The following is a 13894-nucleotide window of genomic DNA, read 5'->3' on the forward strand; positions in this document are numbered from 1 at the left end:
GCCTGGATCACAGAAATTGTAACATTCTGTGCATTACTGTGTCTGAATGGGCAATTGCAGGTTGTCCAGGCTTTCAACGGGTTCGCCAAAATAGGGGCCGCTGCACAGCGCACCATCAATTTTTGACAACATCCGGGCGGCGGCGGATTCCAGGACGCCATCAAAAACGATTGAGATATCATGTTCGGCACAGCGATTCACCATGCCCGCCAGCATGCCAAGGCCCCGTTTCAACTGGTCCAGATTGGTCACAAAGCTGGGATCCAGCATGATGTAATCGGCGGGCAGGGCTTTCAGTTTCTCTGCCGTGACCGCGCCCACATCTTTGCCATACAGGGCGATGGAGAAACCGGCCCGGCGCAGGATATTGAGTGCCTGAACCTTTTCCCAGGGGATCTGATCCAAACCCGACAGGCGCAGGATAACGCGGCGCTGCGGGGCGCGGCTTCGGAAATCCAGCAGCATGCCTATCACATTGATATCCAGCAGGGAATGAATGGCGACATTAACCGCAACGCTGATGGAATCGACATCTGGATGGGTCAGAATGTACCGGCACTGGGCAATATCGACCTGGGTGCGCAGGTCCACATCCTCTTTGGTCAGCTTTAGAATTTCCGCGGCGCCCAAACCATCATCATCCAGATTTGCCCGGAATTCCGCGATCAGGTGATGCACGGTCCAACTTGCAATAGTGCAGACCGGCGCAAAGGCACAGGTCAAAACATCATCGGCGAGACACCTGTTTAACAGCGTTGTACGGGTTTCCCGCAGATCCAGATAGGACGCCTGACTGTCGGCCAAAGTATCAAAGATGACGGAATCGATTCCCGTATCGGCAAATTGATCAACGGCATGTTCCAAGGCCGTGCGAATTGCATCCGTTTCCATAGTCTCTGCGTCCAAAGCCACCGTTGAGGTGCCAATAGCAAGAGCCATGCCTTCCGGATCGATGTCTTTGGCGTAGGATTCAATTTCCGTGCGCAGACTGGATAAATCGGCATCCCGATTGTGGACCAGCCCGTATTTTCCGCGATCAACGCGCCCCAGAGAATCGCCGCCCAGGCTTTCGGCCTTTAATCGGGATTCGATGCGATCGGTAAAACGGCGCATCCCTTCCGCATCCAGGCCGGAAATCGATCCCAGGCGCCCGACATCGCCAATATCGACAAATGTCATGTCAATATCGGCCTCATTCTGCGCGGCACTGTCGATTGCACGTTGCACCGCGCCCACAAAGCCGGTGCGCGAATTTTTGGATTGGGGCCCATATTCCATGCGCGGATCCTGCACGAAATTCAGCCGGTAGAGATCGTTAAAACTTTGCGGTTTCCCGGTTACCTCAAACCCACTGACTGAGCCGGTTCGACCATCACGCATGAAAAAGATGCTGGGCGGCATGAATTCGCGCAATGCGGCATGGACCAGAATTTCACTGACCGCGAATTGCGATTCCTCTGCGGCGAATTCGACAATGGAATGGCCTTCTAGATCTTCCAGACTAGAACCCAGCCACCGATCCGCATTTCCCCGGGCCATGGATATGCGCCCGCTTTCATCGATATAGGCCTGGAATGTCCGCCGTTCCGCATCGCTGTCGGTATGGTCTTCTTGGCCGCTCATCTGCGGGTGCTGTTCCTGTTGCTGTCAGAGTGTTTTGATATTGTGAGTTATACCAGCATAAGGGGGCAATCAATTATCAATTGGCGATTCGTCGCATTTGATATTCCCGCAGTGCTGTATCAATTCAGAAGGGTCAATAGTAACATGACCTTGCGACCGGGTCTTGCAGTTCCAATCTGCAATGCCGTATGCGTAACAGTCCCTAGAAATTAAAGGCAGAAAAGCCAATCATGAGAAAATTCATCACCATCGGGTCGATTTCCCTGTTCATGGGCCTGGGCGGTGTCGCCCCTGGTTTCGCTCAGGACACCACAGTTGCGCAGGTTTCCACCGTTCCTGCCGACACAGTGCCGTTTGTTGTCTGGCTGGAGGGGGTGAAGGCCGAAGGGCTGGCGCGCGGGCTGAAACAATCAACCCTGGACGCAGCGCTGGATGGGGTCGAACCGATAGAGCGCGTGCTGGAACTGGACAAGCGACAGCCGGAATTCACCCGGACATTCTGGGGGTATCTGGAGTCCTTCATTACCCAAGACCGGATTGATCGGGGTAAGAAACTGTTGGTGACGCATGCGGATCTGCTGGAACGCGTCGCCCGGCAATATGGCGTTCAGCCGCGGTTTCTGGTTTCCTTCTGGGGAATGGAGACCAATTTTGGGGATTATACGGGCGGGTTCCCTGTGATCGGCTCAGTTGCGACCCTGGCCTATGATGATCGCCGGGCCGCGTTTTTCCGGGCAGAGCTGTTTCATGCGCTGACCATCCTGGATCAGGGGCATATCAGTGTGAAGGATATGAATGGATCCTGGGCCGGGGCCATGGGGCAGGTGCAGTTCATGCCATCCACATTTACCGGCTATGCGGTCGATGGCAATGGTGACGGGCACAAGGATATCTGGACCAATTTGCCCGATATCTTTTCGTCTGCTGCCAATTACCTGTCCCAGATCGGTTGGGACGACACGGAAACCTGGGGGCGGGAAGTTCAATTGCCCGACGGATTCGATCTTGATCTGGTTGATCTGAAAGCGCCGAAGCCGATTTCCGAATGGCAGGCATTGGGTGTGCGGCGCGCCGATGGACGGGACCTGCCACAGGCGGATATCGAAGGGGCCATCGTGCTGCCGGCCGGGGTGAAGGGACCCGCCTTCCTGGTCTATGGAAATTTCAATGCGATCATGACCTGGAATCGCTCCATCTATTACGCGCTGGCAGTTGGATATCTGTCCGACAGGCTGGACGGGAAGGGCCCGCTTGTGGCGCAGAAACCTGCGGATGATGCGCCGCTATATCGAAAGGATGTCCTGGACCTGCAGTATCTTCTGACAGCGGCGGGATTTGACACGGGCAAGCCGGACGGGATGGTCGGGCCAATGACCCGCGCTGCAGTCAAAGCCTATCAGAAGGCCAACGGCCTGCCGCCAGATGGATATCCGACGCAGGACTTATTATCAGATCTGCGGAAGCGATAGGGGGAGACGAGAGCATGCCGGATCATGGGGCGGTTGATAGGAGCGTCAGTGTGCCAGGGGTGTTAAGACCAAGTATGTCAGGAAAAAGACGCTTCGCGGGGCGCATTTCTGTTCTTGCCATTATTTTGATGGGGCTGAGTGGATGTGCTGAAATGCAATTCCTGTCCGAGGCGTCCAAGCAGGTAAACGGAACTGTTTCGCGGCCGCCCAGCGACCCTAATATGCCGGATTTGGGCAGCCGTTATAAGATTGGCAATCCCTATCAGGTTGGCGGGATCTGGTATTATCCTAAAGAGGATTTCACCTATGCGGAGGAGGGGATCGCGTCCTGGTATGGGCCAGGATTCGATGGCAAGCCCACGGCCAACGGCGCTATTTTTTATGAAAACAGGGTATCTGCCGCACACCGAACCCTGCCAATCCCTTCTATGGTGCGGGTGACAAACCTGGAAAACGGACGCTCCATAAAGGTGATTATCAATGATCGGGGGCCATTCGCGCACAGTCGGATCATTGATATGTCGCGCCGCGCCGCTCAGCTTCTGGGGTTCGAGCGCAAGGGGACAACCCTGGTTCGTGTCGAAATGCTGGAGCAGGAAAGCCGCCAATTGGTAGCAATGCTGAATGGGGGCGGTGTCGTGGCAAACAACACCATGACTCCAATCGCGTCCAGCGCACCGGAATCTCCTGCCCCGGCTGCGGCCCCGACAGCCCAGGTCAGTGGCGAGGATTTAGCCCCGCCGCCGGGCGTTGCCGTCTCTGAACCCAGTCAGGTCGCAAGCGCCCCCCGGGCGCCCGCAGACCCGGGAGAGCGCCCTGCAATCGTTGAACAATCGCTAGACAGCGGTACAGTGGAACAGATGCCTGTGGAGCCCAATCCGCATGTCTTCATTCAAGCCGGTGCCTTTGGGCAGTATGACAATGCCAATCGGGCGCGATCCATGCTGGGCTATCTGGGTCCGGTCATCGTGGAAGAGATCACACGATCTGAAACGCCGCTGTTCCGGGTGCGGATCGGCCCGTTGGCGGATGATGATAAGCTGGAATCTTTGTTGGTTGCGGTAATTCAGGCTGGCTATACGGATGCTGCGATTGTTGTTCCGAAGAAATAGACGTGATTTTGTCAGGATCCTGCCTGGATTTCGCCCCCGTGCTTGGGCACACTAAGGGCCGCCGCATACTTTAGGGTGTCGCATGGCAGTGTTAGGGTTGCCAATGTCGGCACCGGTATTCAACAGTTTGCCCGTTGTTAACGTTTGGAGGAACAATGTTCTCGCGCCTCGCCAAAATATCATTCGCCGCGCTTTTTCTGTCTGTCGGGTTTCTGATTGGCATGTCGGTGCAACCCAGTGCTGCACAAAGCAATGTCTATGACCTCGATACCAAAGCCAAACAGATGATATTGGTCGACTTCAAGACCGGAACAGTACTGTCGGGTAAGAACCAGGACGAGAAGATGTATCCGTCCTCCATGACCAAATTGATGACTGCTTATCTTGCGTTTGAACAATTGAAAAACGGAACATTGTCTCTGGATGATACGTTTTCTGTCAGCAAGAAGGCCTGGGAAACGGGCGGGTCCAAGATGTTCGTGCGGGTCGATACTCGTGTGCGGGTCGAAGACCTGTTGCGCGGGATTATCATCCAGTCCGGCAATGATGCGACCATCGTGGTGGCAGAGGGGTTGGCGGGCAGTGAAGAGGCCTTTGCCCGTAAGATGACCGACAAGGCCCGTGAGCTTGGCATGATGAACACCAATTTCAAAAATGCCAGCGGCCTTCCAGACCCGGACCATTATACAACGGCGCGTGATCTCGCGACTCTGGCGGCCGCCCTGATCCGGAATTTCCCGGAATATTATCATTTCTATTCTGAGACGGAATTCACTTTCTCGGATATCACTCAGCAGAATCGCAATCCGCTTCTGTATCGTGATGTCGGGGTGGACGGGCTTAAAACCGGCCATACGGAGGCTGCGGGCTATGGTCTGACGGCTTCTGCGGTGCGCAACGGACAGCGGTTGATTGTTGTCGTGAATGGGCTGGAGTCCACCCGCGAACGGGCACAGGAGCCAGAGCGTATTCTGGATTGGGGCTTCCGTGAATTTGGTACATTCCCCCTGTTCGCTGCCGGTGAAACCGTTGCCGATGCGACCGTCTGGCTGGGTACGGAAGCCCGCGTGCCTCTGATCGTGCAAGAACCTGTTTCAATCGTGATGCGTCGCGCCGTGCGGGATGACCTGAAGGTCACGCTGAAAACCCAGGAACCGATCGCCGCCCCGATTGAACCCGGCAGCGTTCAGGGCGAATTGGTGATATCCGCACCCGGCCTGGACACGATCACCGTACCTGTCGTTGCCGGCGAACCGGTTGAGCGTCTGGGATCGTTTGGGCGACTGCAATCGGCCGTGCAATATCTTGTGTTTGGTGAGTCCGGTCAGTGACAAATACGCCTGCGCCCTTACGTGGAAAATTCATTTCCCTGGAGGGGGGCGAGGGTGCAGGTAAATCCACGCAATGCGAGTTGCTGGCAAGTCATCTGCGCAAACGCGGGCTGGACGTCGTGCTTACGCGAGAGCCGGGCGGGACACCCGGTGCACAGGCGATCCGTGAATTGGTCGTTTCTGGGGCCGGGGATCGATGGAACCCGATCAGTGAAGCATTATTGATGTATGCGGCCCGCCGGGATCATGTGACGCGGTTGATAGAGCCGGCTTTGGCTGGGGGTTCTTGGGTTGTTTGCGACAGGTTCAGTGATTCGACCATGGCCTATCAGGGATATACGAAGTCATTGGGTCGCGACTGGGTGGAAACGCTGGATGCGCTTGTTTTGGGTGCATTTCGGCCCGACCTGACGCTGCTGTTGGATATTGATGCCAATACCGGCCTGATGCGCGCTGGCAATCGTGGTGGGCCTGACCGGTTTGAGAAGCTGGGGCTGGATTTTCACGTGGCGCTGCGCGAGGCGTTCCTGGATATCGCGCGCCTGGAACCAGATCGCATTGCGATAATTCAAGCAGATCAGACAATTGAGGCCATTGCCCGTGATATTGAAATCGCGGTGTCTCAGCGCTTGTTGTCCCGGGATCAGGCATTATGAAAAAGCCTCTCGATGAGGATGAAATCGACTCCTATGCGCCGCGTCGAAATCCGGACCTGTTCGGGCATCAAGAGGCGGAAACCACGGTTGCGACGGCCTGGGAGTCGGGGCGTTTTCCCCATGCCTGGCTGGTCTGTGGGCCGCAGGGAATTGGTAAGGCGACCCTGGCCTATCGCATGACCCGCTGGGTCCTGGCGGGTGGCGTTTCGGATCAGGGGGGCGGCATGTTTGGTGATGCGCCGCGCAGCCTGTATCTGCCGCCGGAAGCCGGTACCTTTCGCCGGGTCATTTCTGGGGGACACCCGGACTTTCGCGCTTTGTCCCGGCCAGAGGGTAAGGCCAGCATCCCCGTCGATGATGTGCGCACAATTCTGAATTTCATCCATCAGACCCCGGCGGAGAGCGCCTGGAAAGCAATCGTCGTTGATAGTGCTGATGAATTAAATACGTCGGGTGCCAATGCGATCTTGAAGGTGTTGGAGGAACCGCCGCCCCATACGATGTTTGTGCTGGTCAGCCATGCGCCAGGCCGGTTGCTGCCAACCATCCGGTCGCGTTGCCGAAAGCTGGTTCTGTCGCCATTGAGCGACGATATTATGCTGAAACTGCTGGCCCAGCACGCACCGGAGGTTTCTGAGACCGATGCGCGTCTTTTGGTGCAACTGGGGGAGGGCAGCATTGGCACCGCCCTGGATTATGCCCAGGCGGGCGGCATTGATCTGTATCGCGCAGCGATGGTTCTGTTGTCCAATCCGGCCCAACCGGATGCCAAACAACTGTATGGTCTGGCCGATATGTTGTCGGTTAAGTCAGCCGAGCAGAGCTATAATGCCTTTCGCACAATGCTGGATTGGTGGATGAAGCGCGCGATCCGTGCCCAGGTCACGGGAGAGCGCCCGCCAGTCGTGCTGAAGGAAGAAGAAAAGGCCCTGGATCGCTGGGATGCGTTGGGCGGCCTTGAAACCTCCATGCAGCTATGGGAAAAGCTTACCGGCCTGCTTGCCCAATCGGACAATCCGGCCAATCTGGATAAACGTCAGTTGATCGTATCCGCGTTCCTGGAAGTCCAGAAGGCGGCGGCTCAGCGGCACTGACACTTTGGTGAGCCCGAACTGGATCAATATGACGCCCGACCCTAAGAAGACTTTCTATATCACGACTGCGATTTCCTATGTGAATGGACCGCCCCATCTGGGTCATGCCTATGAGGCGATTTCCTGTGATGTGATCGCCCGGTTCAAGCGGTTGGATGGCTATGACGTGATGTTCCTGACCGGCACCGACGAGCATGGTCAGAAGGTGGAAAAAACGGCCAAGGCCAAGGGGGTTGATCCCATGGCCTTCAGTGACGGCATTTCCGCCCAGTTTCAGGCGATGGCGACAGAGTTGAACATCTCCAACGACGACTTTATCCGCACGACGGAACCCCGCCATTTCGCCAGCGTTCAGGAGATATGGAAGCGCATCGCCGATAAGGGCGATATCTATCTGGATAAATATGCCGGCTGGTATTCTGTCCGGGACGAGGCGTATTTTGGCGAAGACGAGCTGACCAAAGGCGAGGGGGAGAATAAGGGTAAATTCTTTGCCCCCTCTGGCGCCGAAGTGGAATGGGTGGAGGAGGAGTCCTATTTCTTCCGTCTGTCAGCCTATGGCGACAAGCTGCTGGCGCATTATGAAGCAAATCCGGATTTCATCCTGCCGCATTATCGCCGCAACGAAGTGGTGAATTTCGTGAAACAGGGGCTGACGGATCTGTCCGTTTCGCGCACCAGTTTCAATTGGGGCATTCCGGTGCCGGGCGATGACAAGCATATCATGTATGTCTGGCTGGACGCGCTGACCAATTATATCACCGCGACCGGTTTTCCCGATGAAGCCTCTGAAACCTATATGAAATTCTGGCCCGCCGATATTCATGTCATCGGCAAGGATATCATGCGGTTCCACACGATTTACTGGCCTGCCTTCCTGATGTCCGCAGACCTGCCGTTGCCCAAGCGGGTGTTTGGGCACGGTTTTCTGAATATCGAAGGCCAGAAGATGTCCAAATCCTTGGGCAATGTCATCACGCCCCAGGCGATTGTTGGTGAATTCGGGCTGGATCAGGTGCGCTATTTCCTGATGCGCGAAGTGCCCTATGGCAATGATGGGTCGTTTTCCAAGGAAAGCATGGTCAACCGCATCAATTCCGATCTGGCGAATGATCTGGGCAATCTGGGACAGCGGGTTCTGTCCATGATCGCCAAGAATTGCGACGGCAAGGTTCCAACACCCGGCCCGTTCACGCCGGAAGATGAGGCCTTGTTGTCTGCCGCTGCCCAAGCTTTGGTTGATATGCGCAATCAGATGGATGCCCAGGCCATCCATAAGATGCTTGAGGCTGTTTGGAAGGTTGTGGGTGACGCCAATCGCTATGTGGATGCCCAGGCCCCCTGGACCCTGAAAAAGACCGATTTCGCGCGCATGGAAACGGTGCTGTATGTACTGGCCGATGTCATCCGTGTGCTGGGAATTTATGTGCAATGTGTCGTGCCGGCCTCTGCCGAGACCTTGCTGGGGCAGTTGGCTGTCCCCATGGATCAGCGCAGCTTCGCTGATACCGATGCGCGTCTGGTGCCGGGAACAGCATTGCCAACCCCATCGCCCGTATTCCCACGCTATGTAGAAGCAGAGGAGGCGTAAGCCTGATGCTGGTCGATAGCCATTGCCACCTGGATTACCTGCAGCGCGACGGGCGAGACCTGAATGAGGTTGTGGCTGCCGCGCAACGGGCCGGGGTTGGAACATTGGTGACAATCTGCACAAAGGTGCGTGAATTCAATGTGATTCGCGGTATCGCTGATGCGCATGATGAGGTGTGGTGCACCGTCGGCATTCATCCGCATGAGGCGGAAAAAGAGCCGGAGGTCACGACCGAACAACTGGTGGACTTCGCCCGGCATCCAAAAGTCGTGGGGATTGGGGAGACGGGGCTGGACTACTTTTATGAACACAGCCCCCGGGATATCCAGAAGCGCAGCTTTCGCGCCCATATTGCGGCGTCCCGAGAAACAGGTCTGCCGCTGATCGTCCATACCCGCGATGCCGACGAGGATACGATTGAAATTCTGGAAGATGAAATGGCCAAGGGTGCATTCCCTGGCGTCATTCATTGTTTCAGCAGCAGCAAATGGCTGGCGGAACGCTCTGTCGCCATGGGATTTGCGATTTCCATCTCCGGCATTCTGACCTTTAAATCTGCGGAAGATATCCGAAACTCCGTTGCGGCGGTGCCATTGGAAAACCTGCTGGTTGAAACCGACTCCCCCTATCTGGCCCCGGTGCCAAAGCGGGGGAAACAGAATGAACCGGCCTATGTCGTGCACACGGCGGAAAAACTGGCGGATCTGATGGGGGTTACGGGGGAAGAACTGGCAACCCGCACCACGGATAATTTCTTTCGCTATTTCAGTAAGACCAGACGCCCTGGAGCAACCGCATGAAGGCACGGATTTTGGGCTGTGGCTCTTCTGGTGGGGTCCCGCGTCTGGGAACCGGATGGGGGGCCTGTGACCCGAAAGAGCCGCGCAATCGCCGGACCCGCTGTTCCCTGCTGATCACAGACGGGGATCGCCGCATCCTGATCGACACTGCGCCGGATATGCGGGAACAATTGCTGCTGGCCGATGTGCATTCCCTGGATGCCGTTTTCTACACCCATACGCATGCGGATCAGGCGCATGGAATTGATGACCTGCGTGGCCTGTCTTTGTTAAGCCGCAGTCGGGTCCCCGTCTATGCGGTGCCAGAAGTCATGGACTTGTTGAAAGACCGCTTCAATTATTGTTTCAAACAGGTGAAGGACTATCCGCCCATCCTGGATTCACATGTCCTGGAGGGGCCGGTGGATGTCGCCGGGTTTCCGGTCACGCCGTTCCAGGTCCGCCATGGATCGATTGATGCCACGGGCTATCGCGTTGGCGATATTGGATATATTCCGGATGTGTCGGACATTCCTGACGATGGCATGGCGATTCTGCACGGCGTATCGGTGTTGATTGTTGACGCCCTGCGGTATCGTCCCCATCCCAGTCATACGCATTTGGACAAGACCCTGGCCTGGATAAGGCGGATACAGCCACAGCAGGCTATTCTGACCAATATGCATGTCGACCTGGACTATCGTACCCTGGTGCATACATTGCCTTCCGGGGTCATTCCGGCCTATGACGGGTTGGAAGTCGAGGCTTAAGAAACCACTCTGTACGGGAGAATTAAAATGGCGAAAGTTGCATTCATCGGTTTGGGCGTTATGGGCTATCCAATGGCAGGCCACTTGAAAACCAAGGGTGGACACGATGTAACCGTCTATAATCGCACCTTCGCCAAGGCGGCCAAATGGGTGGAAGAATTCGGCGGCACCGCCAAGAAAACCCCACGGGAAGCAGCGGAAGGGGCAGATATTGTCTTGTGCTGTGTCGGCAATGACGATGATTTGCGCGGTGTCATTCTGGGTGAGGATGGCGCATTTGCAGGGATGAAGGCCGGCAGCATCCTGGTAGACCACACCACGGCCTCAGCCGATGTCGCGCGGGAGCTTTATGCAATTGGCAAAGAGCAGAAGATCGGGTTTATCGATGCGCCTGTTTCCGGCGGTCAGGCTGGCGCTGAAAATGGCGTGCTGACCGTGATGTGCGGCGGCGATGAAGATGTCTATGCCAAGGCAGAAGGCGCGATCAACAGTTTCGCGCGGTCCTGCCTGTTGATGGGTGAGTCCGGGGCTGGACAATTGACCAAGATGGTCAATCAGATCTGCATCGGCGGATTGCTGCAGGGCCTGTCTGAGGCGATGAATTTCGGCTCAAAGGCCGGTCTGGACATGGAAAAGGTGATCAACGTCATTTCCAAAGGCGCAGCCGGGTCCTGGCAGATGGAAAATCGCGGCAAAACCATGGTCGATGGCAAGTTCGATTTCGGGTTCGCGGTGGATTGGATGCGTAAGGATTTGGGTATCTGTTTGGCTGAGGCCAAAAACAATGGCGCCCGCTTGCCGGTGACCGCTCTGGTCGATCAGTTTTATGCTCAGGTTCAAGGGCGTGGCGGCAATCGATGGGACACATCCAGCCTGATTCATCTTTTGGCGAATGACTGATCTGTGAATAGGGATTAAAGTCCCTGCCATGACAGATTGGTTACAAAAAACGAGCGACTGGCTGGTCACCGAAAGCCTGAAAGGCACACGGGCCGACCGCCTGATGAAACGTCTGTGCGAACAGATGGTTGAAGGCGGAATCCCCTTGATGCGGGGGGCCATCGTCTGTGGTCAACTGCATCCCCTGTTCAAGGCTTTCGCAGTCAACTGGAATCGGGAAGAGGGCCTGGTCCGGGACAGATTCAGCTATGATTCCGAGAACAATCAGGCCTGGTTGATGAGCCCCTTGAAGGCCGTTATGTCGACGTCCCGTCCGGAAATACGCGCGCGCCTGTATTTGGGGGAGGGCGTGAACGAGTTTCCGGTCCTGAAGGAATTTAAAGAACGCGGTTTTACGGATTACTTATGCATCCGCACCGGCTTTTCCCTTCCCGAAGAAACGGCATTGGCGAATATGGATGGCTGTATTGCGACATTTACCTCCGATGCGCCAGGGGGGTTTTCAGATGAGCATATCGCCGCGATCAAACGCTTGTTTCCGCGTTTTGCAATGGCCCTGAAGACGTATGTCCGGGAAACCACGGCGCAGAATCTGGCATCGACCTATTTGGGCAGCCATGCGGGCGACCGGGTTTTGAATGGTCACATGCAACGGGGCGATTGCGAAAAGATCCGCGCCGCTGTCTGGTTTTCCGATATGCGGGGATCAACTGCGACCGCCGATTGGATGGAGCCAGAAATATTTCTAGATCGCCTGAACCGCTATTTTGAGTGCACGGCAGGCTCGGTCCTGGACCATGGCGGAGAAGTGCTGCGCTTTATCGGGGATGCCGTTCTGGCGATTTTTCCAATCAATGGGCCAGGCGGCGCGGAACGGGCTGGGCGCATGGCCGTAGCCGCCGCAAAAGATGCCGTTCTTCGCATGGATGCAATGAATAAGAACCCACCAGAAGATGATCCAGATCCGATCCAGTTCGGTCTGGGGCTGCATGTCGGTGATGTTCTGTATGGCAATATTGGTGTACCGGAACGGTTGGAATTTTCGGTGATCGGCGCAACGGCCAATGAATCAGCTCGATTGCAGGATTTGACTAAGACTCTGGACCGCCAGATTGTCGCCTCAGACGCCTTTACTGCCCTTGTTGCCGCCAACTGGGAAGCCATGGGCAGCCACCGCCTGCGCGGCGTCAGCGACCCCCAGCCGGTTTATGCCCTGACGCCCTAGAAGCATCGGATCAAGCGTCCATATTCTCACCACCCGCACAGATCTCATCCTGAGGAGGGGCTGTATCGGCGTATCCATTATCAGCATCGTCACCCCGGACGTGATCCGGGGTCCAGAGCGGCAGGCGCGATTGATGCGTGTGGCCCTGGATACCCGCCTGCGCGGGCATGATGGGGAGGGGGTGGTGCTTGCAGAAAGGCACCCTTCGAGACGCTGCGCTCCTCAGGGTGAGTGCACGTTTTATGTGTCCATATTCTCACCACCCGCACAGATCTCATCCTGAGGAGGGGCTGTATCGGCGTATCCATCATCAGCATCGTCACCCCGGACGTGATCCGGGGTCCAGAGCGGCAGGCGCGATTGATGCGTGTGGCCCTGGATACCCGCCTGCGCGGGCATGACGGGGTGGGGGCGGTGCTTGCAGAAAGGCACCCTTCGAGACGCTGCGCTCCTCAGGATGAGTTCAATTTTTATGTGTCCTTACCCTCACCACCCACACAGGTCTCATCCTGAGGAGGGGCTGTATCGGCGTATCCATTATCGATATTGTCACCCCGGACGTGATCCGGGGTCCAGGGCGGCAGTCGCGATTGATGCGTGTGGCCCTGGATACCCGCCTGCGCGGGCATGACGGGGTGGGCAACCGGGGCGGCCACGGTGACAGAGGGGGGATTGGCCGGGAAGGTTGCCTTCTGGATAATCCAGGTCTCAGTAAATTTCCTGCTTCATGCGTTCTGGATAGTCGTTGTCATAGGTTTTACCGTCGAATGTGCCTTTGCTGAGTGTGCTGAGAATCTGTCCTGCGGAGGGCAGGGCGTTGCGGTCCAGCCGTGTGTCCGGATTCCACAGCTGGGATCGCGCCAGGGCCTTCTGGCATTGGAAATAGACACGATCAACCTGCACCTGAAGCACACTGCGAGGCGGCTTTCCCTGCATGATGAAACGATCCAGCAAGTCAGGATCGACGCTGATTGTGGCGCGGCCATTGATGCGAAGGGTCTCCCCAATACCTGGGATCAGAAACAGCAGCGAAACTCTTGGGTCGCGGACGATATTGCGCAGGGAATCGATGCGGTTATTGCCACGTCGGTCCGGGATCAGGACGGTTCGGCTATCCGTGATGTGAACGAATCCGGCGGGGTCGCCCCGGGGGGAGCTGTCCAGACCTTCCGGCCCGACGGTGGAGAGCACAACAAAGGGGGAGGCTTCGATAAAGGCGCGATAGTGATCGGATATATAGTCGATTTCTTTGATCAGGGAGGTTTCTTTGGGAACTCCATACAGCGCTTCCAGATCCTCAACTGTGCTGAGTGTGTGATCGGATGCCGTCATCTGTTTCTCCTG

12 protein-coding genes are annotated in these 13894 nt (G+C 56.4%); 10 read left to right on the forward strand and 2 right to left on the reverse strand.

Annotated elements, in window-relative coordinates:
* Positions 1-33 precede the first annotated feature (33 nt).
* Positions 34-1623, reverse strand: a complete 1590-nt coding sequence (locus tag ACOSDR_RS13215) for an EAL domain-containing protein (protein ID WP_420723945.1) — start codon at positions 1621-1623, stop codon at positions 34-36.
* A 230-nt stretch (positions 1624-1853) separates the two neighbouring features.
* Here ACOSDR_RS13215 and ACOSDR_RS13220 point away from each other — a divergent pair, with 230 nt between their 5' ends.
* The 10 genes from ACOSDR_RS13220 (at position 1854) to ACOSDR_RS13265 (ending at position 12550) form a co-directional block, all read left to right on the forward strand.
* Positions 1854-3092: a lytic murein transglycosylase gene (locus tag ACOSDR_RS13220; protein WP_420731561.1), complete on the forward strand. Its 1239-nt coding sequence runs from the start codon at positions 1854-1856 to the stop codon at positions 3090-3092.
* Between the two features lie 74 nt (positions 3093-3166).
* A complete protein-coding gene (locus tag ACOSDR_RS13225) occupies positions 3167-4204 on the forward strand; it encodes a septal ring lytic transglycosylase RlpA family protein (protein WP_420731562.1) in 1038 nt (345 codons plus the stop codon).
* Between the two features lie 155 nt (positions 4205-4359).
* Positions 4360-5535, forward strand: coding sequence for a D-alanyl-D-alanine carboxypeptidase family protein (locus tag ACOSDR_RS13230; protein WP_420731563.1), 1176 nt, complete (start codon positions 4360-4362; stop codon positions 5533-5535).
* On the forward strand, positions 5532-6191 hold the full coding sequence (tmk, locus tag ACOSDR_RS13235; RefSeq protein ID WP_420731564.1) for a dTMP kinase: 660 nt from the start codon (positions 5532-5534) through the stop codon (positions 6189-6191). Before ACOSDR_RS13230 ends, tmk begins: the two co-directional genes overlap by 4 nt.
* The gene (locus ACOSDR_RS13240) at positions 6188-7285 is read left to right on the forward strand and encodes a DNA polymerase III subunit delta' (protein ID WP_420731565.1); all 1098 of its coding nucleotides are present in this window, start codon (positions 6188-6190) and stop codon (positions 7283-7285) included. Before tmk ends, ACOSDR_RS13240 begins: the two co-directional genes overlap by 4 nt.
* Before the next feature lie 28 nt (positions 7286-7313).
* Complete coding sequence (metG, locus tag ACOSDR_RS13245; RefSeq protein ID WP_420731566.1) at positions 7314-8876, forward strand: methionine--tRNA ligase; 1563 nt, start codon at positions 7314-7316, stop codon at positions 8874-8876.
* Positions 8877-8881: 5 nt separating this feature from the next.
* Positions 8882-9676, forward strand: a complete 795-nt coding sequence (locus tag ACOSDR_RS13250) for a TatD family hydrolase (RefSeq protein WP_420731567.1) — start codon at positions 8882-8884, stop codon at positions 9674-9676.
* A complete protein-coding gene (locus tag ACOSDR_RS13255) occupies positions 9673-10425 on the forward strand; it encodes an MBL fold metallo-hydrolase (protein ID WP_420731568.1) in 753 nt (250 codons plus the stop codon). Before ACOSDR_RS13250 ends, ACOSDR_RS13255 begins: the two co-directional genes overlap by 4 nt.
* 27 nt (positions 10426-10452) lie before the next feature.
* Positions 10453-11325, forward strand: a complete 873-nt coding sequence (locus ACOSDR_RS13260; RefSeq protein ID WP_420731569.1) for an NAD(P)-dependent oxidoreductase — start codon at positions 10453-10455, stop codon at positions 11323-11325.
* Positions 11326-11353: 28 nt separating this feature from the next.
* Positions 11354-12550, forward strand: a complete 1197-nt coding sequence (locus tag ACOSDR_RS13265; protein WP_420723955.1) for an adenylate/guanylate cyclase domain-containing protein — start codon at positions 11354-11356, stop codon at positions 12548-12550.
* A 708-nt stretch (positions 12551-13258) separates the two neighbouring features.
* Here ACOSDR_RS13265 and ACOSDR_RS13270 read toward each other — a convergent pair.
* Positions 13259-13882, reverse strand: a complete 624-nt coding sequence (locus tag ACOSDR_RS13270) for a pyridoxamine 5'-phosphate oxidase family protein (RefSeq protein ID WP_420731570.1) — start codon at positions 13880-13882, stop codon at positions 13259-13261.
* Positions 13883-13894 lie beyond the last annotated feature (12 nt).

This window comes from Hwanghaeella sp. 1Z406, assembly GCF_048892425.1.
Lineage (GTDB): Bacteria > Pseudomonadota > Alphaproteobacteria > UBA8366 > Aestuariispiraceae > Pacificispira.

Bases quoted from the DNA above. Each gene is read 5' to 3' on its own strand.
- ACOSDR_RS13265 (WP_420723955.1), top strand. From the start codon at position 11,354: ATGACAGATTGGTTACAAAAAACGAGCGACTGGCTGGTCACCGAAAGC.
- ACOSDR_RS13240 (WP_420731565.1), top strand. From the start codon at position 6,188: ATGAAAAAGCCTCTCGATGAGGATGAAATCGACTCCTATGCGCCGCGT.
- ACOSDR_RS13260 (WP_420731569.1), top strand. From the start codon at position 10,453: ATGGCGAAAGTTGCATTCATCGGTTTGGGCGTTATGGGCTATCCAATG.
- ACOSDR_RS13255 (WP_420731568.1), top strand. From the start codon at position 9,673: ATGAAGGCACGGATTTTGGGCTGTGGCTCTTCTGGTGGGGTCCCGCGT.
- ACOSDR_RS13225 (WP_420731562.1), top strand. From the start codon at position 3,167: ATGTCAGGAAAAAGACGCTTCGCGGGGCGCATTTCTGTTCTTGCCATT.
- ACOSDR_RS13230 (WP_420731563.1), top strand. From the start codon at position 4,360: ATGTTCTCGCGCCTCGCCAAAATATCATTCGCCGCGCTTTTTCTGTCT.
- ACOSDR_RS13220 (WP_420731561.1), top strand. From the start codon at position 1,854: ATGAGAAAATTCATCACCATCGGGTCGATTTCCCTGTTCATGGGCCTG.
- ACOSDR_RS13250 (WP_420731567.1), top strand. From the start codon at position 8,882: ATGCTGGTCGATAGCCATTGCCACCTGGATTACCTGCAGCGCGACGGG.
- ACOSDR_RS13270 (WP_420731570.1), bottom strand. From the start codon at position 13,882: ATGACGGCATCCGATCACACACTCAGCACAGTTGAGGATCTGGAAGCG.
- ACOSDR_RS13215 (WP_420723945.1), bottom strand. From the start codon at position 1,623: ATGAGCGGCCAAGAAGACCATACCGACAGCGATGCGGAACGGCGGACA.
- metG (WP_420731566.1), top strand. From the start codon at position 7,314: ATGACGCCCGACCCTAAGAAGACTTTCTATATCACGACTGCGATTTCC.